The sequence below is a fragment of the Pseudomonas typographi genome, from assembly GCF_014694385.1.
GTDB lineage: Bacteria > Pseudomonadota > Gammaproteobacteria > Pseudomonadales > Pseudomonadaceae > Aquipseudomonas > Aquipseudomonas typographi.
Genome location: NZ_JAAOCA010000114.1, coordinates 1 through 761 on the forward strand (window position 1 = coordinate 1; position 761 = coordinate 761).

The following is a 761-nucleotide window of genomic DNA, read 5'->3' on the forward strand; positions in this document are numbered from 1 at the left end:
GACCAAGGAAGGCATCGCCCACCCGGCTGTTCGCCGCGAAGTCGGTACCGGTGCCGGTCACCGTAGTGGAATTTTGCGTGCACGAAACCGTGCCCGATCTGTACCAGGGCATATTTACTCCAATAGGATTTTTTAGCGGGGTTAATTACAGACCGGTAACGTCAACCATTAGGTAACAGGCTGTACCGCCCCCGCCGCTGTACGACACTGAGCCGGTTATTGCGTAGTATATTTGTAACGTGCTGAGAACCAGAGTATTCGCCGAGGTAAACTTTGCAACACTGCCTTCCATTGAAACGTTGTAAGTTGTACTAGGACCAACAGCACCGCTTGGGTCTTCCCATCCTACATATTGCAGCAACGCCATATAATTCTGCACTACCGCATAGGTCTTTCCAGCATCCCCGGTGAGCGTGACATTAGAACCGATGAGGGCACCGCTGGTATCTTGGTATATCTGCGTCGGATTTAGATACGGGTACAGCGCGTCGAAAACTAGGCTGCCTGTCGCGTTGAATACCTGCATCCCGTAGGTCGATCCGCCCGTAGGCGGGACATCGAACAGCCAGTAGCTTATGGTCTGGCCCGGCGAGTAGCTACCGAACCGAAACGTCCACGTTCCGTTACCGTTATCAGTCTGGCTAAGCAAATATGCAAAGTCGCTGGTGCACTTGAACGCTACCACAGGGTCAACGCACGCCAGCGTCAAATCCACGTAGTAGTAAGCCCCCGATGTGCCGGTAGTGACAGAACCTTTGGAT

The 761-nt window shown here is 53.2% G+C and carries 1 protein-coding gene and 1 pseudogene; both read right to left on the reverse strand.

Annotation, left to right across the window (positions count from 1 at the left end):
- Positions 1–112, reverse strand: a pseudogene (locus tag HAQ05_RS28915) (phage tail protein); the annotation flags it as partial.
- 33 nt (positions 113–145) lie between these two features.
- The coding region (locus HAQ05_RS27925; RefSeq protein ID WP_190427628.1) for a hypothetical protein at positions 146–761 on the reverse strand (616 nt) is incomplete at its 5' end.